Genomic DNA, 22,945 nt, shown 5'->3' on the forward strand with positions numbered 1-22,945 from the left:
TAGCCGCAATGCGGCCGCCGTTGACAAGGCTAGGGGCCGGCCATATCTCTGGCCGGTCGCGTCCATGGCGATGGCGTTTATTTTGCTGCGTTTTTGGCCGTTGAACCCAGACTTGCTCAACTCCCACCCATATGGCGGACGACCCCCCGCGGGCTGAGGGCGCCATCGGCGTCACGGTGAGTTGAATAGGCAGGCGGGTGACAACTTCTTGGCTGCAACGCGGTTGAATCGCGAACACAGGAACTAGGCATGATCGGCGCGCTCGCCCGCAAGTTTTTCGGCTCCGCCAACGACCGGCGGGTGAAGGGATATCAGTCCCGCGTCAACGCGATCAACGCGCTGGAGCCCGAGGTCTCGAAACTCTCCGACGAGGCGCTCAAGGCCCGCACCGCGGAATTCAAGCAGCAGCTCGCGGGCGGCAAGACCCTCGACGACCTGCTGGTCCCCGCCTTCGCCACGGTGCGCGAGGCCGCCAAGCGCACGCTCGGCCAGCGCCATTTCGACGTCCAGCTGATCGGCGGCATGGTGCTGCACGAGGGCGACATCGCCGAGATGAAGACCGGCGAAGGCAAGACGCTGGTGGCAACCCTCGCGGTCTACCTCAACGCGCTCGCCGGCAAGGGCGTCCACGTCGTCACGGTCAACGACTATCTCGCCCGCCGCGACTCCAGCTGGATGGGCCAGATCTACGGCTTCCTCGGCATGACCACCGGCGTGATCGTGCACGGCCTCGACGACGCCGAGCGCAAGGCGGCCTATGCCTGCGACATCACCTACGGCACCAACAACGAATACGGCTTCGACTATCTTCGCGACAACATGAAGTACCGGCTCGAGGATATGGTCCAGCGGCCGCATTTCTTCGCCATCGTCGACGAGGTCGACTCCATCCTGATCGACGAAGCGCGCACGCCGCTGATCATCTCCGGCCCGCTCGACGACCGCTCCGACTTCTACAACACCATCGATGGCTTCCTGCCCAAGCTCGACAAGACCGATTACGAGGTCGACGAGAAGCAGCGCACGGTGACGTTGACCGAAGGCGGCATGGAGAAGATCGAGACCCTGCTGCGCGATGCCGGCCAGCTTAAGGGCGAGTCGCTCTACGACGTCGAGAACGTCTCCGTCGTGCACCACATCAACCAGGCGCTGCGCGCCCACACGCTGTTCACCCGGGACAAGGACTATATCGTCCGCGACAACGAGGTCGTCATCATCGACGAGTTCACCGGGCGCATGATGCCGGGCCGCCGCTATTCGGAAGGCCTGCATCAGGCGCTGGAAGCCAAGGAGCACGTCCAGGTCCAGCCCGAGAACCAGACGCTGGCCTCGATCACCTTCCAGAACTACTTCCGCATGTACGAGAAGCTGGCGGGCATGACCGGCACCGCCGCGACCGAAGCGGACGAGCTGTTCGACATCTACAAGCTCGAGGTCGTGGAGATCCCGACCAATCTGTCGATCGCGCGCCTCGACGAGGACGACGAGGTCTACCGCACCCAGCAGGAGAAATACGCCGCCATCCTCGCCGAGATCGAGCGCGCCAACTCGCGGCTGCAGCCGGTCCTGGTCGGCACCGCCTCGATCGAGAAGTCGGAAGTGCTCGCCGAATTCCTCAAGAAGAACGGCTACAAGCAGATCGACTTCGGCAAGGAGCACGCGCTCGACAAGCTCTATGCCGCGGCCCGCGCCGGCAAGCCGGCCAAGCTGTTCGCGGTGCTGAATGCGCGCTTCCACGAGCAGGAAGCCTATATCGTCGCCGAAGCGGGCGTGCCCGGCGCGATCACGATCGCGACCAACATGGCCGGCCGCGGCACCGACATCAAGCTCGGCGGCTCGCTGGAGATGCGGATCCAGCAGGAGACCGCGGGCATCGAGGACGAGGCCGAGAAGGCCAAGAAGATCGAGCAGATCAAGGCCGACATCGCCCATTTCCGCGACATCGTGCTGAAGGCCGAGGAGACAGTCGAGGTCGAGCCGGCAAAGGGGAGCAAGCCCGCCAAGACCGTGAAGAAGCCCGGCGGTCTCTACATCATCGGCTCCGAGCGGCATGAATCCCGCCGCATCGACAACCAGCTCCGCGGCCGTTCCGGCCGTCAGGGCGACCCCGGCCGCTCGAAGTTCTTCCTGTCGCTCGAAGACGATCTGATGCGCATCTTCGGCTCGGACCGTCTCGACAGCATGCTCCAGCGTCTCGGCCTGCAAGAGGGCGAGGCCATCATCCATCCCTGGATCAACAAGGCGCTCGAGAAGGCGCAGCAGAAGGTCGAGGCGCGCAACTTCGACATCCGCAAGAACCTGCTCAAGTTCGACAACGTCCAGAACGACCAGCGCAAGGTGATCTTCGACCAGCGCGTCGACCTGATGAAGGACGAGAGCGTCGCCGAAACCGTCACCGACATGCGCCACGCCTTCATCGACGATCTCGTCGCCAAGCACGTGCCCGAGCACGCCTATGCCGAGCAGTGGGACGTCGCCGGCCTGAAGGACGAACTGAAGCGCGTGCTCGATCTCGACCTGCCGGTCGACGAATGGGCCAAGGAAGAGGGCATCGCCGACGAGGAGTTGCTCTCGCGCATCGAGACCAGGGCCGACGAGCACATGGCGGCCAAGGTGGCGCAATGGGGTCCCGACGTGATGCGTTACGTCGAGAAGACCATCCTGCTGCAGACCCTCGACCACCTCTGGCGCGAGCACCTGATCATGCTCGATCATCTGCGCCAGGTCATCGGCCTGCGTGGCTACGGCCAGCGCGATCCGTTGCAGGAGTACAAGACCGAAGCCTTCAATCTCTTCCAGGAGATGAGCGCGCATCTGCGCGAGGCCGTCACGGCGCAGCTGATGCGCGTCGAGATCGTCCCGCCGGAGCAGGAAGCGCCCGTGCTGCCGCCGATGGAGGCGCACAAGTTCGACCCGAACACCGGCGAGGACGAAATGGCGCTCGCCAGCGTCACCCTCGGCGCCCAGGCCACGGATGCCTCGCTACGCGATCCCAAGAACCCCGCCAGCTGGGGCAAGATCGGCCGCAACGAGGACTGCCCGTGCGGCTCGGGCAAGAAGTACAAGCACTGCCACGGGCGGTATGCGTAGATACGCGGGCTGAGGCGCAACACCGGTGCCTCATTCTCCACTGTCGTCGCCCGGCTTGACCGGGCGATCCAGTACGCCGCGGCCTGGTCGCTTCAGTCACATCTGTCTATGGGATCGCCCGATTAAATCGGGCGGTGACAGTTGAGGCTGTAACGCGATTGGTAGCCAGGATGGAGCGAAGCGCAATCCGGGAATCCTGTCGGTGTGCGAAGCGACCCGGATTACGCTTCGCTCCATCCGGGCTACAACTATGTAGCGAGACGCGCCACTACCCGTCCCTCAATTCGAACTATCGATTAAGCTCTCCAGGAGCCGCTTGAGCTCGCTGGTCGGCTTGTCGCCGTAGCTTTCCAGGATGTGCTCCTCCTGGTCGACCGCGAGCGAGTTGAGCCTCTTGCACAGCACCTTGCCGCGGTCGGAGATGAACATCAGCACCTTGCGGCGGTCGTTCGGATCCTGCACGCGGTAGACCAGCGTGTCCGAGACCATGCGGTCGATCATCTTGGTCAGCGTCGGATGGTTGAGCAGCACGGCGTCCGCCAGCTCGCCCATCGAATGGCCGTTGCCGTCCGACAGCACTTTCAGGATGCGCCATTGCTCGACTGGCACGCCCTCCTTGCTCAACCGCAGTTCGAGCTGCCGGTTGATTTCCCGGTTGGCTTGCGCCAGCAGGTAGGCGAGGTGTTCGGTGATGGGGGTGTTTTCTTTCGAGGGTTTTGCCACGGCTAAGACTTCGTCTTGACCCAAATGAGTGAATGTCTTGCAATCAATGCTGCATCTATATGCACTTCAATTGTTGAACATTCAATATTTTCAAAATAGGATCATTGCCCAACAAAAGGGCGGAGAGCCGCGGCCGCCTGATCAATGTGCTTTCGGGTCTGATATCAGACAGGAGTTGGCGTGCGCGCGACGGTGAACTTCCCGGCTCACGGCGGCCCGGCGTTGCCGCCGTCCTTGCTGTTCAGGAATCTGTCGTCATCGGCGGCTGATGGCGTCTTGTCGCCCAGCGATCACGCTCTCTTCAGGCGGCGCGGCGCGAACAAGCTGCGGATCGGCGGCTTCATCTGCTGCACCGGCTCGCCCGGCGTCTGGGGCCCTTGTGCGACCAACAGCGCGCAGCTCGCGGTCGCAGAGATCAACAAGCGCGGCGGCATCCTCGGGCGCGAGATCGAGCTGTCGATCTACGATGCCGGCGGGCCGCTCGACGAGGTCCTGAACCGAGCCGAGCAGGCGATCGCCTTCGACGAGGTCGACCTCATCGTCGGCTTGCACACCAGCGCGGTCCGCGTCGGCTTGCGCGACGTCACCACGCGTCACCGCATCCCCTACATCTACACGCCGGTCTACGAGGGCGGCGAGCGCACGCCCGGCGTGATGGCGATCGGCGAGACGCCGCGCTGGCAGAGCCGGCCGTCGATCCACTGGCTCGCTGACGTCAAGAAGGCGAAGCGCTGGTACCTGATCGGCAGCGATTATGTCTGGCCCTGGCAGTCGCACCGCGCGGTGAAGAACTACATCAAGGAAACCGGCGGGCATGTCGTCGGCGAAGAGTTCGTTCCGCTCGGCGAGGACAATCACGAGGCGCATCTGGCACGCATCCGCGCCGCGAGGCCCGACGTCGTGCTGATCTCGCTGATCGGCACCGACAGCATCACCTTCAACCGTGCTTTCGGCGAATGCGGTCTCGGCGCCACGACGCTGCGGCTCGCCGGCGCCATGGACGACACCGTGCTGCTCGGCATCGGCGCGGACAACAGCGAGAACATGTTCTGCGCGTCCGGCTATTTCATCGGCACCGGCGCGCGCGCCAATGACGATTTCCAGAGCCGCTATCGTGCGATGTTCGGGCCAAACGCGCCGCCCATCGGCTCGGTAGGCCAGTCCAGCTATGAGGGCCTGCGCTTTCTCGAAGCGGTCGCGAACAAGGCGGGCTCGCTGTCGATGGGGCCGCTGCTCGCAGCCGGCCGCAACGTCGTCTATAGCGGCGCCCGCGGCCAGGTCGCCGTCCGCAACGGGCATGCGCGGATGCCGATGCATCTCGCCGAGGCCGATGGTCTCGACTTCAAGCTGATCAAACCGATCTGAGCCCGGCGCGGCAATCGGTGCACGCGCGAATCCAAAATAATACTTGAAAAGGAAAATATTTCCGTTTTGAATGTTCCGGCCGGGCCGGTGCGCTTGTCGCGCCCAATGCGGCCGCACGCCCAAGGACTGATCCAAGAAACTCAGGAGAGCGCCGTGACAGTTGCCCTTCCAACGCCCGCCCAACTTCGTGCCGTCGCCGAGCAGTGCGGCCTTTCGCTCACCGATGAGGACGTCGCCTCCTTCCGTGGCCTGATGCAGGGCTCGATCGAGGCCTACAACCTCGTCGGCGCGATGCCGGATGAGCTGCCGGAGGTGAAATATCCGCGCACGCCGGGCTATCGCCCCTCGGCCGAAGAGAACCCGCGCAATGCCTGGTATCGCAAGTCGACTGTGAAGGGGGCCGCCAGCGGCAAGCTCAAGGGCAAGACCGTCGCGCTGAAGGACAACATCATGCTGGCCGGCGTGCCCATGACCAACGGCTCGTCGACGCTGGAAGGCTACGTGCCCGATTTCGACGCCACCATCGTCACGCGCATGCTGGATGCCGGCGCCGAGATCAAGGGCAAGGTGCATTGCGAGCATTTCTGCCTGTCCGGCGGCAGCCACACCGGGTCCTACGGCTCGGTGCACAATCCGCACAAGATGGGCTATTCGGCCGGCGGCTCCTCCTCGGGCTCGGGCGTCGTGGTCGCGCTCGGCGAGGTCGACATGGCGATCGGCGGCGACCAGGGCGGCTCGATCCGCATGCCGTCTTCGTTCTGCGGCACCTATGGCATGAAGCCGACTTGGGGCCTCGTGCCCTATACCGGCATCATGCCGATCGAGATCTATGTCGACCACACCGGCCCGATGACCGCAACGGTCGCGGACAATGCGCTGCTGCTCGAAGTGCTCGCCGGCGACGACGGCTACGATCCGCGCATCAAGGCCCCAAAGGTCGAGGAATACACCAGGGCGCTCGGCCAGGGCGTCAAGGGCATGAAGATCGGCATCGTCAAGGAGGGCTTCGAGCAGCCGACCGCGGAAGCCGCGGTGAATGAAAGCGTGCGCGAAGCGGCGAAGCGCTTCAAGGATCTCGGCGCCAGCGTCGAGAACGTGTCGATCCCGATGCATCTGTTGGGCGGCGCGATCTGGACCCCGATCGGCACCGAAGGCCTGACCCAGACCATGATGTTCGGCGACGGCTATGGCCTGTCCCGCGGCGATCTCTACTCGACCTCGCTGATGGATTTCCATCGCGGCTGGCGCCGGCAGGCCGATTCGCTGTCCGAGACCACGAAATTGTTCATGATGCTCGGCACCTACATCAACAACAATTTCGGTCCGCGCTTCTACGGCAAGGCGCTCAACATCTCGCGCCGGCTGACCGCAGCCTACGACAAGGCGTTCAACGACTACGATCTGCTGCTGATGCCGACCACGCCGATGAAGGCGACCAAGCTGCCGGAGCCGGATGCCAGCCGCGAGGACTACGTCGCCCGCGCGCTTGAGATGATCTCCAACACTGCGCCGTTCGACATCACCCATCATCCCGCGATGTCGTTGCCCTGCGGCATGGTCGACGGCCTGCCCGTCGGCCTGATGCTGGTCGGCCGCATGTTCGAGGAATCCACCATTTACCGCGCCGCCCATGCCTTCGAGCAGATCGGCGACTGGAAGAAGATGTGAAAGAAGCATTGATACAGGCGGACGGAACAGTAGCGCATGGCTAACGCGTTCGTCGCGGCGTTCGAGATCCTGAGCTTCGGCGCGATCATCGTCCTGATCGTACTGGGGCTCGGGATCATCGCCAGCATGATGGGCATCTTCAACTTCGCGCAGGGCGAGTTCGTCCTGCTCGGGGCCTACATCACCTATCTCGCTCATGCCAAGGGACTGCCGATCTGGGCCGGCATGGCCGCGGCGCCCTTCGTGGTCGGCGCGCTCGGCTTCGTGCTGGAGGCGCTGATCATCCGCCGCTTCTACGCCGCACCGATCGTCGCCATGCTCGGCACCTATGCGCTCGGCCTGATCATCCGCGAAGCCGTGCGCGGCCTGATCGGCGGCTTCTATCTCACTGTGCCCGAGCCGATCGGCGGCTCGATCGATTTCGGCACAGTCCACATCTCGGCCTGGCGCTTCACCATCATCCTCATCACGCTGCTGGTGATGGCGGGTTGCTACCTGCTGCTGTCGCGCACGAACTTCGGCCTGCGCATGCGCGCCACGCTGGAAAATCCATCGCTGGCGCGCGCCTCGGGCATCTCCACGCCGCTGATGTACGGCGCCACTTTCGCGTTCGGCTCCGCCCTTGCGGGTCTTGCCGGGGCGCTGATCGTTCCGGTTTTCAGTCTCTACGCCGATCTCGGCCTGCGCTTCCTGATCCAGGGCTTCGTCGCCGTCATGGTCGGCGGCGTCGGCTCCTTCATCGGCCCGGTGGCAGGCGCCGGCGTCATCGGCACGCTCAGTGCCGCGCTGCCCTGGGTGATGGCGCCCGTCGTCGCCGACGTGCTCGTCTTCGTCCTTGCCATTGTCTTCATCAAATTCCGCCCGCAGGGCCTCATCGCTGGAAAAGGGGTTTAGTCACATGTTCGATACACAGCTCTCACGGCGTCGCTTCCTCTCCAATTTCGCTTTTGCGTCCGGTGCAGTCGCCACCGGCGTCGGCAGCTGGGTGATCCCGGCCCCCTGGGCCAATGCGGCTGAAGGCCCGATCAAGGTCGGCATCGCCACCGACCTCACCGGGCCGATCGCCTATGCCGGAAATGCCGATGCCAACGTCGCCAAGATGGTGATCAAGGAGATCAACGCAGCCGGCGGCCTGCTCGGCCGTCCGCTCGAGCTCTATATCGAGGACACCGCCTCCAACGAATCCGTCGCCGTCGGCAACGTCCGCAAGCTGATCCAGCGCGACAAGGTCGATATGGTGCTGGGCGGCATCACGTCCTCGATGCGCAACGCGATCAAGGATCCGATCGTTTCGCGCGGCAAAACGCTCTATATCTATCCGCAGCTCTACGAAGGCAAGGAGTGCACGCCCTATCTGTTCTGCACCGGCCCGACGCCGGCACAGCAATGCGACGAGTTCATCCCCTGGCTGATCAAGAACGGCGGCAAGAAGTTCGCGCTGCCGAGCGCCAATTACGTCTGGCCGCACACGCTCAACGTTTATGCCCGCAAGGTGATTGAATCGAATGGCGGCGAGGTCGTCTTCGAGGAATACTACCCGCTCGACCAGGTCGACTTCTCCGCGACCGTCAACCGCATCGTCTCCAACAAGGTCGACGTCGTCTTCAACACCGTGATTCCGCCCGGCGTCGGCCCGTTCTTCAAGCAGCTCTACGAAGCCGGCTTCCTCAAGAACGGCGGGCGCCTGGCTTGCGTCTACTATGACGAGAACACCCTCAACATCAATCAGGCCGCCGAGATCGAGGGGCTTGCGAGCTGCCTCGACTATTTCAAGGTGCTGACCAAGGAGAACCCGTTCGACGCCAAGATCCAGGCAGCCTACGAGAAGGATTTCCCCGGCAATTTCCTGTTCGCCGCCGGCAGCGCCGCCACCGGCACCTATCGCGGCCTGAAGCTGTGGGAAGCCGCGGTCAAGGAGGCCGGCAAGATCGACCGCGAGTCCGTTGCCGCCGCGCTCGACCACGCCAAGATCGCCGAAGGTCCCGGCGGACCCGCCGAGATGGTGCCGGGCAAGCGGCACTGCAAGATGAAGATGTACACGGCCGTTGCCAAGGGCGGGAACTACGAGATCGTCGCGCGCAGCAGCGGCCTCGTCGATCCCAAGGAATGCTAGAGTGGAATGCTAAGGTGGAATGCTGAAGCCGATGAGCGTGGTAAGACAGGCCGTCGTCGCCGATGCCGGCGACGAAGCGGGCGGTGCAATGGCAGAAGGCGCGGGAGCCGAGCGTTCGTCAGGCCGCAAGATCCTGCCGATCGTCGAGGGCGTCGTGTTGCTCGCGGCGCTGCTCGCGCCGCTGGTGCTGCAGGACTATCTCACCGTGTTCGCAACGCGCGTGCTCATCCTCGCGCTGTTCGCGCTGTCGTTCGACCTGGTCTGGGGCTATGCCGGCATCATGAGCTTCGGCCAGGCCCTGTTCTTCGGATCGGCCGGCTACGGCGTGGCGCTGCTCGCGCGCGACCTCGACATCACCAACATCTTCCTGGTGCTGCCGGCGGGCACGCTGATCGGTCTCACTTTCGCGCTGCTGCTCGGCGGCTTCCTGCTGCTGGGACGGCATCCCTCCAGCGTGATCTTCGTCTCGCTGGGCACGCTGACGGGCTCCTATGCCGCGGACCGCCTGGCGCGCGGCTGGTATTATCTCGGCGGCCAGAACGGCATCCCCTCGATCGCGCCGATGTCGCTCGGGTCATACGATTTCACGGAAGGCCCGGCGTTCTATTATCTCGTGCTCGGCATCCTCATCGTGGTCTATCTGCTCTGCCGCTTCCTGGTGCGCTCGCAATTCGGCCTGGCGCTCGCAGGCCTCCGCGAGAACGAGCAGCGCATCGCTTTCTTCGGCTACAAGGCGCAGCATCTCAAAGCCATCATCTTCACCATCGGCGGCGCCGTCGCCGGCCTTGCCGGCAGTCTTTACGCGTTCCACGAGGGCTTCGTCTGGCCCAATATGGTCGGCGTCGTGGTCTCGACGCAGGTGGTGCTCTACGTGCTGTTCGGTGGTTCCGGCACGCTGATCGGTGCCGTAATCGGCGCCGTCATCGTCGAAGGCGTCAGCTTCTGGCTGTCGGACAATTACCGCGACATCTGGCCGATCATTCTGGGATTGCTGCTGCTGCTCGTGATCCTGTTCCGGCCGCTCGGCCTGATCAGCTTCGTGCTCGGCGAGCGCGAGCGGGTCGGAAGCTTCGGTGCCAGACCTAAGGAAAACGTCAAGGAGAAGCGCAATGCTCCTTGAGGCCGCGGGCATCAAGAAAGTGTTCGGCAAGCTGACCGCGCTCGATGGCGCGGCGCTCAGCGTCGGCGAGAACGAGTTTCACGGGCTGATCGGCCCGAACGGCTCCGGCAAGAGCACGCTGATGAAGTGCATTGCGGGGGCCGAAGTGCCGACGCAGGGCAAAGTGAGCTTCGTCAACACCGACATCACCGCTTTCACCCCGACCGAGCGCGCCCGCGCCGGCATGAGCCTGAAATTCCAGATCACGTCGGTGCTGCCGTCGTTGACGCTCTACGACAACATCCTGCTCGCGCTGCAGGCGCAGTGCTCGCTGTTCGATCTCGTGTTCTCGCGCACGCGCGGTGCGTTGCATGACCAGGTCATGACCATGCTGAGGCAATTCCGCCTCGCCGACCGCGCCTTCGACGCGGCCGCCGCGCTCTCGCACGGCCAGCAGCAATGGCTCGAGATCGCGATGGCATTGGCGGGCAAGCCCAAGCTTCTCCTGCTCGACGAACCCACCGGCGGCATGAGCCTGGAGGAGCGCCGCGTCACCGGCGAGCTGCTGCAGCCGATCAAGCAGCACTGCTCGCTCGTCATCGTCGAGCACGACCTCGATTTCATCCGCGACATCTGTGATCGGTTGACCGTGCTCGACCAGGGCAAGGTGCTGGCCTCGGGCACGGTGTCCGAGATCCAGGCCAACACATCCGTCCAGGAGATCTATCTGCGCCGTGCCTGAATTTTTGGACATCAAGCATCTCGACGCCGGCTATGGTCGCAGCCAGGTCCTGTTCGACGTCAGCCTCGGCATTCCCTGGCGCGGCGGCGTCGCCGTGCTCGGCCGCAACGGCGCCGGCAAGACCACGCTGATGAAGACCATTGTCGGCGAGCTGCCCGCGTGGAAGGGCGAGGTCGCCTTCGACGGCCGCGACATTAGCCGCCGCGCCACCCAGGAGCGCGTGCGCGCCGGCATCGGCTACGTGCCGCAGGAGCATTCGGTGTTCGCGCGCCTGTCGGTGCGCGACAATCTCGCCGTCGGCTCGCTCGCGAGCAAGAAGGCCGACGCGGTCGACCAGGTGCTGACCATCTTCCCGAAGCTCGGTCAGCGCCTCGACCAGCCCGCCGGCACGCTCTCCGGCGGCGAGCGCAAGATGCTCGCCATCGGCCGCGCCATGCTGGGTGATCCGAAGCTGCTGCTGCTGGACGAGCCGACCGAAGGCGTCTGGATCGGCGTGATCGAGGAGATCACCGAGCGCCTGATCGAGCTCGCGAGGTCCATCGCCGTCATCATCGTCGAGCAGCACCTCGATTTGGCGCTCCGCGTCGCCGACTACGCCTACGTGCTCGACCGCGGCCGGGTCGCGCTGCAAGGCGAGGCGGGCCAGGTGAGGGGCAATCCGGAGCTGATGCGATATCTGGCGCCGTAGCGGGCGCGTGTGAAGCGCTCCGCTGTCACATCAACCTCAGCTGAGATGCTCCGCGAAAGCGGGGCATCCAGTACGCCACGGCCTCTCGATTGAAAACGACTGTCTCTGGAATACTGGATTCCCCGCCGGAGCCTGTCATCGGGCTCGCCGAAGGCGAGACCCGGTGGCGGGGAATGACGGCGTCAAGCTTGGATGGACTGGCGGAGGGAGCGGTTATCGCTCGCCGCCTTACCTCATCGCCCCGAAGCGGCTCTCGAACGAGTTCGACGGCACAACCGGTGCAGAACCCGCCATCAGGCCGCTGTCGGCGGCGCCATCCGACACTGACGGCTTCAGCGCCGGGCGCGTTGCGGCAAGCCGCGTGTCGGGTTGCGGCTTCGGCGGCTCGGTGGGCTTGGCGGCGGCAACGGCCGGCTTCGGCGCTTCCTTCTTGTCGTTGCCCGGCACGAATCTCGTCACCGCGGCCTTGAGCCGCGAGGCTGCCGTCGGCGGCGTCGGGGTGGTCTGGGCCGGCGCCACCGATGCGGTGGCTTGCGGCGGAGGAGTAGTCGCGGTGGTGTCGGCAGTGCCGAGGCCCATCTTGCGGCCGAGATTGGAGAAGAAGCCGCCGCCTTGAGATTTTTCGGCGGGCTGAGCCGAGGCAACACGCGTGCTGCTCGCGGGCGCGCTCACGGCGACCACCGGCTCTTCCTGCGGCGACGGCGCGGACGCCACGGAATCGAGGTTCGGCTTGGGCGGATTGACGTGGCCGGGGATCGTGCCGGGCGCCTTGGCCATCGCCAGCATCTGCAGCGTGGTGCCTTCGGCGCCTTCCGACAGACCGGTCGAGCCTTCCGGAATCTTGGCCGCGAACACCTTGTTCATGCCGCCGTCGATGCCGGTGTTCATGCGGGCCACCGGCGCACCCTTGGCGACGAGCCTTGCGTATTCGGCCTCGTCCTTGGCTTGCTTGCCGCGCACCGCGCTGGCGATCTCCTCGGGGATCACATAAGCCGGACACTTCGCCGACGCGTCGAACACCAGGTCGCGCTTGGCGTCCGCCGGCTTGGCGGCGTCGAAGACGTACTTCTTCTCGCAGAAATCGACCTTCGGCTCCTGCCGCGTCACCTCGAAATGATCATAGCCTTCCTTGATCATCTTCCAGAACGGCATGTTCGGATTGTTCCGGTGCTTGGCCATGTTCACCGGCGTCATCTTGAACGGATAGGCCTGGAGCTGGAACGCCTTCTGGCCGCCGAAGAAGGATTCGCGCCCGAGCGAATAGATCTCGGCGATCTGCTCGTCCGTCATGGCGTAACAGCCGCGCGAAGAACAATCGCCGTGCACCATCAGCTGCGAGCCGGTGCGCCCAAGCGCCTTGTCGAATGCGTTAGGGTAACCCGTGTTGAACGACAGGTAGTAGGCCGATTGCGGATTCATCTGGCCGGGATTGATCGAGTAGAATCCCTCCGGCGCCTGGCGGTCGCCTTCGCGCACCTTGGGGCCGAGATCGCCGGACCAGCGGCAGATCGGATAGGTCTTGAGCAGCGCGAACTGGCCCGAGCGGGTCTGCTTCCAGACCTCGAGCTCGGCCTCCTGCTTGAACAGGCGGACCAGGATCGGCGATTGCAGATCCATGTCCTTCTCGGTCATCGCGGCGAGCAGCTTCGGCGGCACCGGCTGGTTGGCCTTGGCGTTGGTCGCGAGCGAGACCTGGTCGCTGTTGCAGCCGGCCAAAAGACCGCCGGCCGTCATCAGCGCAACCGAAGCCAAGAGCGCGCGAGCAAGCGAACGAGAAATCAAGATGGACCCCACACCGTGCCGGGCAGTGCGCGCGAACCCCAATCGTTTGGAGCATGATCCGACCGGACAACCGGACCCGTCGTGACGGGCTTTTTCAGCTCACGCTCCAGCGCTTATGCCCTGAAGCCATTGATTAAAATTCTAACCTCTGGGTCATGCGGTCGCAACCCGAGCGGGGATCACGAGCCCGTTGGCCCAGTGGCATGGTCAACGAAGCCTAAATGGACGCAACTTTGGGCCGGACTTGGGCTTTCCGGCCCATCACGGACTCAGATCGCCGATTTGGGCAAAAAAAGGGTTAATGCGGGGTTACCGGCGTCCCTCGTGCCCCGGACGCAGCGCAGCGCGCCTTCGCGGTGCGCTGCCGAGCCGGGGCCCAGGGTTGGAGATGGGTCCCGGCTCTGCGGAGCGTCACTTCGTGCCGCACCGCGTCCGGGACACCAAAACCGAGCCGAATCAGCCCAGTTTTCGGCCGATATCGAGGAATTTCTGCCGGCGCTGCTTGCGGATGGCGTCGCCGTCGAGGTCCCGGAGCTCGTCGAACGCCTTGGCGATGGCCTCGCCGGTGGTGGCGATCATGGCGGCGGGATCGCGATGGGCGCCGCCGACCGGCTCCTTCAGGATCTGGTCGATCACTCCGAAGCGGAGCATGTCCTGGGCGGTGATCTTCATGTTGTTGGCGGCTTCCTGCGCCTTGGTGCCGTCGCGCCACAGGATGGAGGACGCCGCCTCCGGCGAGATCACGCTGTAGATCGCGTGCTCCAGCATCAAGACCTTGTTGGCCGTTGTGATGGCGATGGCGCCGCCCGACATGCCCTCGCCGGTGATGATGGCGACGTTTGGCACGGTCAACGCCAGGCACGCATCCGTCGAACGTGCGATCGCCTCGGCCTGGCCGCGCTCCTCGGCGCCGATGCCGGGATAGGCGCCGGCGGAATCGGCGAGCGACAGCACCGGCAGGCCGAAACGCTCGGCCATCTCCATCAGCCGCACGCATTTGCGATAGCCTTCGGGGCGGGCCATGCCGAAATTGTGCCTAATACGGCTTTCGGTGGAATCGCCCTTCTCCTGGCCCATCACGCAGATCGGCTCGCCGCGGAAGCGGCCGAAGCCGGCGACCAGCGCCTCGTCCTCGCCGAACTTGCGGTCGCCGGCGAGCGGAGTGAACTCGGTGATCAGGCCCTTGATGAAGTCGTTGAAATGCGGCCGCTGCGGATGCCGGGCCACCAGGGTCTTCTGCCAGGGCGTCAGGTTCGTGTAGAGGTCGGCCAGCGCTTGCGCCGCCTTGTCCTCGATCCGCCCGATCTCGTCGCTGATGTCGGCACCGGTGGCGGCGAGCGCGCGCAATTCGTCGACCTTGGAGTCGAGCTCGGCGACGGGCTTTTCGAAGTCGAGATAGCTGCGCATCTGGTCTTGCATCAACTCAATATAAGGGGACGGGGCGAGAGAAGCGAAGCGAGGTTGGGCTGCGGAAAGAAGTGTAGCTTCTTCAATGGTTTGGCTTGTGTGCTCGCGAGCCGCCAGCCAAATCAGTCTGAGGCCACGGCTCTTTCTGCGGAGATGTGGCCGAAGTCAAGGCGGTTCTGCCTGTCGTCCCGGCCGCGTCTCGTGTCCCGGACGCGCTGCAGCGCTTCTATAGCGCTGCTGCGCAGAGCCGGGACCCAGCATGCGGCGTGGGCCCCGGCTCTCGCTGCGCGCGTCCGGGCCACGAGACTTATGATTTCTCCGCCAGCGGGTGCAGGTCGCGCACCAGGCTCTTCAGCCGCTCCTCGACCACGTGGGTGTAGATCTGGGTGGTGGAGATGTCGGTGTGGCCGAGCAGGGTCTGCACGATGCGCAAATCGGCGCCGTTGTGCAGCAGATGGCTGGCAAAGGCGTGGCGCAGCACGTGCGGGGAGACCAGGCGGGCCTGCAGCCCGGAGGCGACCGCGAGCTCCTTCAGGTCGCGGGCGAAGTGCTGCCGCGTCAGATGCCCGCTCTCGCCGAACGAAGGAAACAGCCATTTCGAAGCCGCCTCGCTGGTCTTCTTGTCGGCCTTTGCGGCCTCGGTTGCGGCGAGATAGTCAGCCATCGCCTGGCGCGAGGCCTCGTTGAGCGGCACCAGGCGCTCCTTGTTGCCCTTGCCGCGCACCACGATCATGCGCGCGTCGCGCTTGGCGGCCGAGCGCGGCAGCGCCACCAGTTCGGAGACGCGCAGGCCGGTGGCGTAGAGCACTTCGAGCAGGCAATAGAGCCTTAAAGAGCGCAGCCGTTTCGACGGCGAGGCATCCTCCGCCTCGCTCAATTCCTTGGCGCGGCGGAGCATGCGGTCGACATCGGCGATCGACAGCACCTTCGGCAGGCCGCGGCCGCGCTTGGGCCCGGACAGGATCGCCGCGGGATCGTCACCCCTGATCCGTTCGTTCAGAAGAAAGCGATAGAGATGCCGCATCGCCGACAGGCGGCGGGCGACGCTGGTGGACTTGAAGCCGCGCGCATCGAGATCGGCGAGATAATCGCGCAGCGTCTGGGTCTGCGCATCCACGAATGTATGGCCGATGCGCGCCAGAAATTCCGAGAAATCGGTGAGATCGCGGCGGTAGGCATCGAGCGTGTTGGCCCCGGCGCCCTGTTCCGCCGCGAGCATGTCGAGGAACAGGCCGGTGAGCTTGGTGTCGGAGGGCTTGATGGGCATGCCCCGGAGCCTAGCGCCTATTTCTTGAGAAACTTGTCAGGCGGGATCGTCACCGTCATTTCCCGCGGCTTCGGATTGACGAAGTTCGCCAGCGCGAAGACCGCGGCGTAGACGATGCCGGCGATCACGGCGACGACCGTCAGGAACCGGAACAGGCTGGGCATCGGGAAAGGTCTCGGGGCGTGGCGAATTAACCAATGAAATCATCCAACATGTTCGCCGTTTCGTGGCAAGAGTCCTCTGGCGAGGGCCCCAAGGGGGTCGTATAGGTGGCCAAAGCCTGCCGCCTTGGGCGGCAGTTCGAGCGAGATCCTTTTCGAGCCAGACATGTCCGACGCCGCGTTGCCGCTTCCCGGTTCGCCTGAGACCGACATCCTGTCGGCGCTCGGGACGCGCTCGATCGTGCTCGTCGGCATGATGGGGGTGGGCAAATCCACCATCGGCCGCCGCATGGCGGCGCGGCTCAAGCTGCCCTTCGTCGACGCCGACACCGAGATCGAGGCGGCGGCCGGCATGACCATACCGGAAATCTTCGAGCGCCATGGCGAGCCGCATTTCCGCGACGGCGAGGCCCGGGTGATCGCGCGGCTCCTGGACGGCGGCCCCATCGTGCTCGCGACCGGCGGCGGCGCCTTCATGCGCGAGGAAACCCGCGCGCGCATCGCCGCGAGAGCGGTCTCGATCTGGCTCAAGGCGGACCATGACGTCATCATGCGCCGCGTGCGGCGCCGTGCCGATCGCCCCTTGCTGCAGACCGCTGACCCCGAGGGAACCGTGACGCGCCTGCTCACCGAGCGTGAGCCGATCTATCGCCATGCCGACCTCACCATCGCCTCCCGCGACGTGCCGCACGACCGCATCGTCGAGGAATGCATCGAGACGCTGCACGCCCATCTGTGCGGCGAACCACCTGTCGACGTTGCGAGTGCCGTACGATGACCGCGCCTTTGAAACATTCCGACCCCATCACCGTCGACGTCGCGCTCGGCGATCGTGCCTATGACATCGTCATCGGCCGCGGCGTGCTGACCTCGCTCGGCGAGCGCGTCGCGCGCCTGCGCCCGGGCGTGCGCACCACCATTGTCACCGACCGCACCGTCGCAAAGCACTGGCTCGAGCCCACGGAGGCTTCGCTTGCTGCCGCCGGCATCCCGACTGCGCGCATCGTGGTGGAGGAGGGCGAGATCTCGAAGACCTATGCCGGCCTGGAGAAGGTCAGCGAGGCCCTGATCGCCGCCAAGATCGAGCGCAACGATCTCGTCATCGCGCTCGGCGGCGGCGTGGTCGGCGATCTCGGCGGCTTTGCGGCGGCGATCCTGCGCCGCGGCGTCGACTTCGTGCAGGTGCCGACCTCGCTGCTGGCGCAGGTCGATTCCTCCGTCGGCGGGAAGACCGGCATCAACTCGCCGCAGGGCAAGAATTTGCTCGGCGCCTTCCACCAGCCGGTGCTGGTGATTGCCGACACGGCGGTGCTCGACACGCTGTCGCCGCGCCAATTCCGCGCCGGCTATGCCGAGGTCGCCAAATACGGCGTGCTCGGGGATGAAGCCTTCTTCGCCTGGTTGGAGAAGAACCACGTCGACATCTTCAGGGGTAGCTCGGCGCGTGAGCATGCCATCGCCACCTCCTGCCGCGCCAAGGCGGGCGTCGTCTCGCGCGACGAGCGCGAGACCGGCGAGCGCGCGCTGCTCAATCTCGGCCACACCTTCGGCCATGCGCTGGAAGCTGCGACCGGCTTCTCCGACCGCCTGTTTCACGGCGAGGGCGTCGCCATCGGCATGACGCTGGCGGCGCAGTTCTCGGCACAGCTCGGCATGCTCGGCGAGGCCGATGCGGCGCGCGTCGAGCGTCACCTGGTCGAAGTCGGCTTGCCGACGCGCTTGCAGGACATCGCCGGCTTTGCCCAGGAAGGCCTTGCCGACGCCGATGCGCTGATGGCCTTGATGGCGCAGGACAAGAAGGTCAAGCGCGGCAAGCTCACCTTCATCCTGCTGGAGACTGTGGGCCGCGCCGTGATCGCCAAGGACGTCGAGCCGGCCTTGGTGCGCGATTTCCTGAAGGCGAAACTGTTGCAGTGATGGCAGGACCGTCTGGATCCGGGGCACGCCAAGCGGCGAAGGTCGAGACGGTCGCGAGGCAAACATGAGCTCGATCTCAATCAATCTGCTGCTTGCGGTCCTCCTGCTCGCCGCCAATGCATTCTACGTGGCGGCGGAATTTGCGCTGGTGAAGAGCCGCGGCTTCCGCGTTAGGGCCATGGTCGAGCAGAACCGATTCGGCGCGCGCCTGCTGCAGAGGATGATGGGTAATATCGAGGCTTATCTGGCCTGCTGTCAGCTCGGCATCACCATGGCCTCGCTCGGGCTCGGCTGGATCGGTGAGCCCACCGTTGCCGCGCTGCTGAGCCCGGTCCTCCAGCCGCTCGGGCTGTCGGAGGCCACGCTGCACTTCACCTCCTTCATGGCGGGATTCCTGGTCTTCTCCTCGCTGCACATCATCATCGGCGAGCAGGTGCCGAAGACGCTCGCGATCAGGGAGCCGATGCCGGTGTCGCAGTGGATCGCCTATCCACTCCATTTCTCCTACCTGGTGTTCTATCCGCTAAGCTGGTGCCTCAACACGGCCTCGGGCGCGATCCTGCGTCTCATCGGCGTCCAGGAATTTTCGCAGCACGAGATCCTGACCGATTCCGAGATCGAAGGCCTGGTGGAGGAATCCGCGGTGCACGGCAAGATCGAGAGCGGCGAGGCCGAATACATTCACAACGTCTTCCGCCTCGGCGAGCTGACCGTGTCCGACGTGATGGTTCACCGCACCGCCATGGTGATGATCAATGCCGACCTGCCGCCGGAGGAGCTGGTGCGGGAGGTGCTGGCCACCGAATACACCCGCATTCCCCTGTGGCGCGACAAGTCGGAGAACATCATCGGCATCCTGCACGCCAAGGATCTGCTGCGCGCCATCCGCGCCTCGGAGGGCGACACCTCGCGCATCGACGTCACCACCATCATGCTGCCGCCCTGGTTCGTGCCGGAGATGCGGCCGATCTCCCAGCAGCTCAAGGCGTTCCGCCGTCGCAAGACCCATTTCGCGCTGGTCGTCGACGAATATGGCGAGGTCGAAGGCCTGGTGACGCTGGAAGACATTCTGGAGGAGATCGTCGGTGACATCTCCGACGAGCACGACGTGGTGGTCGCCGGCGTCCGGCGCCAGCCCGACGGCTCCGTCGTGGTCGACGGCTCGGTGCCGATCCGCGATCTCAACCGTGCGCTGGACTGGCACCTGCCCGATGAAGAGGCGACCACGGTGGCAGGCCTCGTCATTCACGAGGCGCGTTCGATCCCCGACCGCGGCCAGAGCTTCACCTTCCACGGCTTCCGCTTCCGCGTCCTCCGCCGCGAACGCAACCGCATCACCGCGCTCCGTATTTCACCGGTGCCGCGCGAGGCCGAGCTGGAAGAGGTGAAGCCGAGAAGGGCCGGGACGTCGTTTTGACGCAGCAGTTACAGGCCGCGAAGCTTCCACATCGTCATGGCCGGGCTTGACCCGGCCATCCACGTCTACCAGGTCGCACAAAGAACGTGGATGCCCGGGACAAGCCCGGGCATGACGAACATTCGAGTATGTGCAAGCTCGTCCAGGATTGGAGGTAACATCAACCTTCCCCCGGCGCCTGGGCGTGGATCGCCAGCGCATGCACGCCGCCGGAGAGTTCCGCGGCCAGCGCCGAATTTATCATGCGATGGCGGTCGACCCGGCTCTTCCCTTTGAAGGCATCAGATACGATATACACACGGAAGTGCGTCTCGCCGCCCGGCCGATGGCCGGCATGGCCTTCATGCAGATGTGACTCGTCGACGACCTGCAGGCTTTCAGGCGTGAAAGCTTCCTGCAACTTGTTGCTGATAGTGTCTTTCATAACCATGTGTGCCATTCGGGTGCAGAGGTCGCACCCCGTTATTTGCCGGGTTTGCAGCGAATTGCAATGTCAAGACTTGAAGGTTTTTGCATTGCGTAGTCAAAGTCAGCCATGCCGATCGATTCATCAAAATTCTTCGACTCCATCCGCGTGAAGCCGCGGGGCAAGCAGCCGGAAGTGAAGCCGCGCGACACCGTTGTCGCTTGCGAGTGGGCGGGCTGCCAGAACAAGGGCGCGCATCGCGCGCCCAAGGGTCGCGAGAACCAGCGCGAGTACTGGCACTTCTGCCTCGACCATGTGCGCGAGTACAACCAGAACTACAATTTCTTCTCCGGCATGAATGCCGATGCCGTCGCGCGCTACCAGAAGGACGCGCTGACCGGGCACCGCCCGACCTGGAAGATGGGCGCCAATGGCGGCAAGAAGGGCGCGGAAGCCGAGATCGACATGGCCTCCGATCCGTTCAGCATGTTCAGCGAGATCAACGGCCGCGCCAGCTGGCGGAAGGGGCCGGAGGCCGAGCCCAAGGCCGAGACGCGCAAGGTGATGAACGCCGAGCGCAAGGCGCTTCAGGTCATGGGCCTCGGTCCCAGCGCCACGCTCGCCGACGTCAAGACCAAGTACAAGGCGCTGGTGAAGCAGCACCACCCCGACGCCAATGGCGGCGACCGCTCCACCGAGGATCGCCTGATCGAGATCATCAAGGCGTATAACTATCTGAAGACGGTGGTGCGGGAGGCCTGAAGCGCTCCACGCTACGCCTCCGGGAAGGACAGTTCGCAGATCAGTCCTTCCGGTCTCCATTGCCGCGTGACCCGTCCCCGCAAGGTCCGGATGATGCCGTCGACGGCGCCGACTCCGAAGCCGGTGCGGGCCGGCTCGCTGACGAGCGGACCGCCGCTCTCCGACCAGCGCAGCACGAGAGGCTCTGCGTCGGTGGTCTCCCAGCGAACGTCCAGCCTGCCCGAAGGCGTCGACAGCGATCCGTATTTGGCAGCATTGGTCGCGAGCTCGTGCACGGCGACGGCGATCGATTGGGCGAGCGTCGCCGGCAGGCGGATATCGTCACCTGCGATGCTGATGCGTGCGCCGTCTTCACCTGCGTACGGCCGGAGTTCCTCTTCGACGATGGTCTTCAGGCTCGCGCCCGTCCAGCGCGAGGCCGAGAACAGCCTCTGCACGTTCGCGAGCGCGCTGAGCCGGCCTTGAAATGCGGCCTGGAATTCTGCAGCGGTCTCGGCCTTCGTCAACCGCAGCATCGCCTGCGTCACCGCCAGCAGATTGTTCGAACGATGATCGACCTCATAGGCGAGCAGCATCATGCGCTGCTCGGCCTGCTTGCGGGCCGTGATGTCGACCAGCATATTCACCGCGCCGATCAGTCGCCCGTGTTCGTCGCGTAGCGGCGTCGGAAACGGCATGAAGCAGATCCGGGAGCCGTCTGGCCGCTCGGCCACTGCCTCGACGTCACGCACCGGCCGATTCTCCTTGAGCGCGATCGCCATGGGACACTCATCGTGGCGGAGCGGTGTGCCGTCGGGAAGATAGAGTTTCCAGGTCACGCACCACATCTCGCCGATCTTCGGCGTGCGTCCGGCAAAATCGATGCAGGCTTGATTGAAGAAGGTGATGCGGCCTTCTGCGTCGGTGGTGTAGATCGCGGCGGGCAGCGCCTGGAGCAAATCCCGGAATCGCCTCTCGGAATCCGCGCCAGCAGCGCTCCTGCTGGCCTGTCTGGCGATCTCGCCGATCCTGGCCTCGTCCGAGGGTCCAAACAAGTCCAGCATAGTGTTCCTCAAACGGGGCCAGATCAGGTAATTCACTGGCCGCGCGTTCGTTCCACCGCTCGCCGGAGACGTGCAAACCCTCCTCAGCGTCTCGATAGACCAGACTTTGTCCGCACGACAGCGGAGTGAGAGCTCCGCTGTCGCCTTTCCCTCAGCCTTAGTCGCCTGAAGCCTTAGGCATGGCTCCCACATAAGATGAACTCGGCCGGATCAGCCGTCCCGTGCGCTGCTGCTCGCGCGCATGGGCGGTCCATCCTGCCGCGCGCGCCACTGCGAAGATCGGCGTGAACGCCTGCCTCGGAATCGTGAGCGCGTCGAGCAGGATCGCGGTGAAGAACTCGACATTGGTCTCCAGCGGCCGCTCCGGATTCTTCTTGCGTAGTGCGCTGCGGATATAGGCCTCGACTTCGGCGGCAAACGGCAAATCGGTGCCGTTGGACGCCAGCGCCTCGACCGCGGTCTTCAGCACGTCGGCGCGCGGATCGCGCACGCGATAGACGCGGTGGCCAAAACCCATCATCCGCTCGCCGCGCGCCAGCGCCGCATCGACCCATGGCTGGATGCGCTCGCGCGAGCCGATCGCATTCAGCATTTCCAGCACCGGCTCCGGCGCCCCGCCATGCAAGGGGCCGGTGAGCGCGCAATAGCCTGCGGTGACCGCGGCGAACAGATCGGCCTGCGTCGAGGCCACCACGCGCGCGGTGAAGGTCGATGCATTCATGCCGTGGTCGCTGGCGGTGACAAGATAGGCATCGAGCGCGGTGATCTCGCGCGTGGCAGGTGCGCGCCCATGGAGCATGCGCAGCGTATCGGCGGCATGGCTCGCGCTGGGATCGGGCGCGACCGGCTCGAGGCCCTTGGCGCGGCGGACCAGCGCGCCCGCAATCACCGGGAACGCGCCGACGATGGTGGCCTCGTGCTCGAGGCCGTGCTCGGCGCGAAGCCCCGCGACGGCCGCACGAAACCCGTCGACGATGCCCATGCCCTGTGTCGCCGGCAGCAGCTCCGGCAAGCGCGCGAAGGCGCGCTCCCGCGCGACGCCCAGGCTCGCCCGCACGTGAGCTTCGCTCAAGGCAGTCGTGCTGGCGCCGTTCCAGAGCCGGGCGGTGACGCCCTCGAAGCTCGATTTGGCCGCGAGGCTGCCGACATGCTCGCCGGCGATGATCAGCTCGCCGCGCTCGCCGTCGACATGGCTCAGCACGGTCTCGGCCGCGGGAACGCCGTCCAGCCCGATCTGGCTTTTGGTGAGGTGGATGTTCATGGTCCAATCTCCTTTGCGCTGCACCCAGCGGTAA

Annotated in this window: 20 protein-coding genes; 12 read left to right on the forward strand and 8 right to left on the reverse strand. The window is 65.0% G+C overall.

Annotated elements, in window-relative coordinates:
- Positions 1-249 precede the first annotated feature (249 nt).
- The gene (gene secA / locus LPJ38_RS06225) at positions 250-3,090 is read left to right on the forward strand and encodes a preprotein translocase subunit SecA (RefSeq protein ID WP_145639250.1); all 2,841 of its coding nucleotides are present in this window, start codon (positions 250-252) and stop codon (positions 3,088-3,090) included.
- A 279-nt stretch (positions 3,091-3,369) separates the two neighbouring features.
- On the opposite strand, the gene LPJ38_RS06230 is transcribed toward secA, so the two are convergent.
- Positions 3,370-3,813 carry a MarR family winged helix-turn-helix transcriptional regulator gene (locus LPJ38_RS06230; protein ID WP_008542071.1) on the reverse strand — a complete coding sequence of 148 codons (444 nt, stop codon included), beginning with the start codon at positions 3,811-3,813 and terminating at the stop codon, positions 3,370-3,372.
- A gap of 180 nt (positions 3,814-3,993) precedes the next feature.
- On the opposite strand from LPJ38_RS06230, the gene LPJ38_RS06235 reads away from it, so the two are divergent.
- From LPJ38_RS06235 to LPJ38_RS06265, 7 genes are all read left to right on the forward strand, one after another.
- Positions 3,994-5,178, forward strand: coding sequence for a substrate-binding domain-containing protein (locus LPJ38_RS06235; protein ID WP_145639248.1), 1,185 nt, complete (start codon positions 3,994-3,996; stop codon positions 5,176-5,178).
- 153 nt (positions 5,179-5,331) lie between these two features.
- Positions 5,332-6,846: an amidase gene (locus LPJ38_RS06240; RefSeq protein WP_145639246.1), complete on the forward strand. Its 1,515-nt coding sequence runs from the start codon at positions 5,332-5,334 to the stop codon at positions 6,844-6,846.
- A 36-nt stretch (positions 6,847-6,882) separates the two neighbouring features.
- The gene (locus LPJ38_RS06245; protein WP_145639244.1) at positions 6,883-7,740 is read left to right on the forward strand and encodes a branched-chain amino acid ABC transporter permease; all 858 of its coding nucleotides are present in this window, start codon (positions 6,883-6,885) and stop codon (positions 7,738-7,740) included.
- A 4-nt stretch (positions 7,741-7,744) separates the two neighbouring features.
- Positions 7,745-8,959 (forward strand): substrate-binding protein, encoded by a 1,215-nt coding sequence (locus LPJ38_RS06250; RefSeq protein ID WP_145639242.1) that lies wholly within the window; start codon positions 7,745-7,747, stop codon positions 8,957-8,959.
- Between the two features lie 19 nt (positions 8,960-8,978).
- The gene (locus tag LPJ38_RS06255; RefSeq protein WP_145639240.1) at positions 8,979-10,079 is read left to right on the forward strand and encodes a branched-chain amino acid ABC transporter permease; all 1,101 of its coding nucleotides are present in this window, start codon (positions 8,979-8,981) and stop codon (positions 10,077-10,079) included.
- On the forward strand, positions 10,069-10,800 hold the full coding sequence (locus LPJ38_RS06260; RefSeq protein ID WP_061850207.1) for an ABC transporter ATP-binding protein: 732 nt from the start codon (positions 10,069-10,071) through the stop codon (positions 10,798-10,800). Before LPJ38_RS06255 ends, LPJ38_RS06260 begins: the two co-directional genes overlap by 11 nt.
- Entirely contained in the window at positions 10,793-11,488 is a 696-nt protein-coding gene (locus LPJ38_RS06265) for a branched-chain amino acid ABC transporter ATP-binding protein (RefSeq protein ID WP_145639238.1), read from the forward strand. Before LPJ38_RS06260 ends, LPJ38_RS06265 begins: the two co-directional genes overlap by 8 nt.
- Before the next feature lie 228 nt (positions 11,489-11,716).
- On the opposite strand, the gene LPJ38_RS06270 is transcribed toward LPJ38_RS06265, so the two are convergent.
- From LPJ38_RS06270 to LPJ38_RS06285, 4 genes are all read right to left on the reverse strand, one after another.
- Positions 11,717-13,270 (reverse strand): L,D-transpeptidase family protein, encoded by a 1,554-nt coding sequence (locus LPJ38_RS06270; protein WP_167520649.1) that lies wholly within the window; start codon positions 13,268-13,270, stop codon positions 11,717-11,719.
- A 456-nt stretch (positions 13,271-13,726) separates the two neighbouring features.
- Positions 13,727-14,689 (reverse strand): acetyl-CoA carboxylase carboxyltransferase subunit alpha, encoded by a 963-nt coding sequence (locus tag LPJ38_RS06275; protein ID WP_145639234.1) that lies wholly within the window; start codon positions 14,687-14,689, stop codon positions 13,727-13,729.
- A 295-nt stretch (positions 14,690-14,984) separates the two neighbouring features.
- Positions 14,985-15,944 carry a site-specific tyrosine recombinase XerD gene (gene xerD, locus LPJ38_RS06280; protein ID WP_145639232.1) on the reverse strand — a complete coding sequence of 320 codons (960 nt, stop codon included), beginning with the start codon at positions 15,942-15,944 and terminating at the stop codon, positions 14,985-14,987.
- 17 nt (positions 15,945-15,961) lie between these two features.
- Complete coding sequence (locus tag LPJ38_RS06285) at positions 15,962-16,108, reverse strand: hypothetical protein (protein ID WP_042335471.1); 147 nt, start codon at positions 16,106-16,108, stop codon at positions 15,962-15,964.
- A 163-nt stretch (positions 16,109-16,271) separates the two neighbouring features.
- Here LPJ38_RS06285 and LPJ38_RS06290 point away from each other — a divergent pair, with 163 nt between their 5' ends.
- The 3 genes from LPJ38_RS06290 to LPJ38_RS06300 all read left to right on the forward strand — a co-directional run bounded on the left by LPJ38_RS06290 (position 16,272) and on the right by LPJ38_RS06300 (position 19,439).
- Positions 16,272-16,883: a shikimate kinase gene (locus LPJ38_RS06290; RefSeq protein ID WP_145639230.1), complete on the forward strand. Its 612-nt coding sequence runs from the start codon at positions 16,272-16,274 to the stop codon at positions 16,881-16,883.
- Positions 16,880-18,022, forward strand: a complete 1,143-nt coding sequence (gene aroB, locus LPJ38_RS06295; RefSeq protein ID WP_145639228.1) for a 3-dehydroquinate synthase — start codon at positions 16,880-16,882, stop codon at positions 18,020-18,022. The genes LPJ38_RS06290 and aroB overlap by 4 nt, the downstream gene beginning before the upstream one ends.
- Before the next feature lie 64 nt (positions 18,023-18,086).
- Complete coding sequence (locus LPJ38_RS06300; protein ID WP_145639227.1) at positions 18,087-19,439, forward strand: hemolysin family protein; 1,353 nt, start codon at positions 18,087-18,089, stop codon at positions 19,437-19,439.
- A 160-nt stretch (positions 19,440-19,599) separates the two neighbouring features.
- Here LPJ38_RS06300 and LPJ38_RS06305 read toward each other — a convergent pair whose 3' ends face one another.
- Positions 19,600-19,869, reverse strand: a complete 270-nt coding sequence (locus LPJ38_RS06305) for a BolA family protein (protein ID WP_145639222.1) — start codon at positions 19,867-19,869, stop codon at positions 19,600-19,602.
- Positions 19,870-19,974: 105 nt separating this feature from the next.
- Between LPJ38_RS06305 and LPJ38_RS06310 the strand changes: the two genes are divergently transcribed.
- Positions 19,975-20,607 (forward strand): J domain-containing protein, encoded by a 633-nt coding sequence (locus LPJ38_RS06310; RefSeq protein WP_145639220.1) that lies wholly within the window; start codon positions 19,975-19,977, stop codon positions 20,605-20,607.
- 11 nt (positions 20,608-20,618) lie between these two features.
- On the opposite strand, the gene LPJ38_RS06315 is transcribed toward LPJ38_RS06310, so the two are convergent.
- Together LPJ38_RS06315 and LPJ38_RS06320 are read right to left on the reverse strand one after the other, a co-directional pair.
- The gene (locus LPJ38_RS06315) at positions 20,619-21,650 is read right to left on the reverse strand and encodes an HWE histidine kinase domain-containing protein (protein ID WP_158644783.1); all 1,032 of its coding nucleotides are present in this window, start codon (positions 21,648-21,650) and stop codon (positions 20,619-20,621) included.
- 157 nt (positions 21,651-21,807) lie between these two features.
- Positions 21,808-22,911: a citrate synthase/methylcitrate synthase gene (locus tag LPJ38_RS06320; RefSeq protein WP_145639216.1), complete on the reverse strand. Its 1,104-nt coding sequence runs from the start codon at positions 22,909-22,911 to the stop codon at positions 21,808-21,810.
- Between the last annotated feature and the right edge of the window lie 34 nt (positions 22,912-22,945).

The sequence above is a fragment of the Bradyrhizobium daqingense genome, assembly GCF_021044685.1.
Classification (GTDB): Bacteria; Pseudomonadota; Alphaproteobacteria; order Rhizobiales; family Xanthobacteraceae; genus Bradyrhizobium; species Bradyrhizobium daqingense.

What these genes read in the sequence shown, in the direction of transcription:
- secA (WP_145639250.1), top strand. Translation starts at nt 250, where the DNA reads ATGATCGGCGCGCTCGCCCGCAAGTTTTTCGGCTCCGCCAACGACCGG.
- LPJ38_RS06245 (WP_145639244.1), top strand. Translation starts at nt 6,883, where the DNA reads ATGGCTAACGCGTTCGTCGCGGCGTTCGAGATCCTGAGCTTCGGCGCG.
- LPJ38_RS06250 (WP_145639242.1), top strand. Translation starts at nt 7,745, where the DNA reads ATGTTCGATACACAGCTCTCACGGCGTCGCTTCCTCTCCAATTTCGCT.
- LPJ38_RS06255 (WP_145639240.1), top strand. Translation starts at nt 8,979, where the DNA reads ATGCTGAAGCCGATGAGCGTGGTAAGACAGGCCGTCGTCGCCGATGCC.
- LPJ38_RS06260 (WP_061850207.1), top strand. Translation starts at nt 10,069, where the DNA reads ATGCTCCTTGAGGCCGCGGGCATCAAGAAAGTGTTCGGCAAGCTGACC.
- LPJ38_RS06275 (WP_145639234.1), bottom strand. Translation starts at nt 14,689, where the DNA reads ATGCAAGACCAGATGCGCAGCTATCTCGACTTCGAAAAGCCCGTCGCC.
- xerD (WP_145639232.1), bottom strand. Translation starts at nt 15,944, where the DNA reads ATGCCCATCAAGCCCTCCGACACCAAGCTCACCGGCCTGTTCCTCGAC.
- LPJ38_RS06285 (WP_042335471.1), bottom strand. Translation starts at nt 16,108, where the DNA reads ATGCCCAGCCTGTTCCGGTTCCTGACGGTCGTCGCCGTGATCGCCGGC.
- LPJ38_RS06290 (WP_145639230.1), top strand. Translation starts at nt 16,272, where the DNA reads ATGTCCGACGCCGCGTTGCCGCTTCCCGGTTCGCCTGAGACCGACATC.
- aroB (WP_145639228.1), top strand. Translation starts at nt 16,880, where the DNA reads ATGACCGCGCCTTTGAAACATTCCGACCCCATCACCGTCGACGTCGCG.
- LPJ38_RS06300 (WP_145639227.1), top strand. Translation starts at nt 18,087, where the DNA reads ATGAGCTCGATCTCAATCAATCTGCTGCTTGCGGTCCTCCTGCTCGCC.
- LPJ38_RS06305 (WP_145639222.1), bottom strand. Translation starts at nt 19,869, where the DNA reads ATGGTTATGAAAGACACTATCAGCAACAAGTTGCAGGAAGCTTTCACG.
- LPJ38_RS06310 (WP_145639220.1), top strand. Translation starts at nt 19,975, where the DNA reads ATGCCGATCGATTCATCAAAATTCTTCGACTCCATCCGCGTGAAGCCG.
- LPJ38_RS06315 (WP_158644783.1), bottom strand. Translation starts at nt 21,650, where the DNA reads ATGCTGGACTTGTTTGGACCCTCGGACGAGGCCAGGATCGGCGAGATC.
- LPJ38_RS06320 (WP_145639216.1), bottom strand. Translation starts at nt 22,911, where the DNA reads ATGAACATCCACCTCACCAAAAGCCAGATCGGGCTGGACGGCGTTCCC.